The sequence below is a fragment of the Aquibium sp. ELW1220 genome (genome assembly GCF_030398385.1).
In the GTDB taxonomy this organism is placed as follows: Bacteria; Pseudomonadota; Alphaproteobacteria; order Rhizobiales; family Rhizobiaceae; genus Aquibium.
In genome coordinates this window covers 1-979 of sequence record NZ_JAOAOQ010000115.1, presented here as the reverse complement: position 1 = coordinate 979, position 979 = coordinate 1, and the positions used below count along the sequence as shown (strand labels likewise).

At 58.1% G+C, this 979-nt stretch carries 1 protein-coding gene; it reads right to left on the bottom strand.

Translation table 11 applies throughout. The features are described from left to right. Window positions 1-66: 66 nt before the first annotated feature. Window positions 67-828 (bottom strand): hypothetical protein, encoded by a 762-nt coding sequence (locus N1F91_RS30945; protein WP_289997758.1) that lies wholly within the window; start codon window positions 826-828, stop codon window positions 67-69. Window positions 829-979: the final 151 nt, after the last annotated feature.

Sequence of the window (979 nt, the reverse complement as noted above, 5' to 3'; positions counted from 1 at the left end):
TTGGCAAACCCTCGATAAGGCGATCGAGCCCATGACCCTTGACCTCGCCGCTTGATCAAGCGCAAATCATCCCGCTCGGAGGACGTCGCCAGAGAATTTCCACCACATACGAGACACAACCGCAATCGCTTTTCTATGATTCTCCCACAGGAAAGGCCAACGGCTCGCCTCGCTCTTCAACCACTCGTTCCACTTCTCTGGATCGGAGCCCGGCGGCGGCGGCGTGGAAATGAGAATGTCTTCGCCGAACGTTCCGGCAATCTTCTCCAAAAGCGCTGCCAGGTGGTGCGGTCCCGGAAACAGCGACGTCGATCCGAATTCACGCCCCAGCTCCTCGGATATCGCTTGGTCGACAGACAAGTCTTGAACGTAGCGAAACATTTCAATTGCACGGTCGACCGCATCCGGCCCCGCGTTTCCCAAACCGACATTTGCCAGCAAGTGCAAGCCGCGCAAGATTTCGCGAAACAAGAGGTCGGCGGCAAAGTCGTTTGAATTGGATGCATCGAGGCCTTCCGCCTCCGGGTCTACTTCCAACAATTCCGCGAATTGACCCCGGCAAAAGCGACCGAGTGCCAATATCACACCTCGGCGCATAGGGTTGGGTTCACCCGCCGCGCGAATGTTCCTGGACGCCTCGTAGGCATCGGACGATCTTTGCGCGATTAGGAAAAGAAGTGATGCTGAGAGCTCTGCGCCGACAACCCGGTCGCTGAGTTGCGTAGGCCCTTCCCTGTCTGCAACAACCCTAGCAAGCTGTGCGAGCACCTGTCTTGCAGATGCCGCAACGAATGCAATTGCACGGCGCCGCTCGGGCTGCACATCCAAGACAATCTCGGCTTCGTAGGCATCCGCTAACCCGTCTTATTCATGAGTTCGCTTTCGCGGATGACGCCGGTCGATGGTACGCGGGCAGTCGAGGCGTCTCTTTCACCGCGGGCGGATCTGGACTTGTAGAACGCGCTGGAGGTTGACGGGG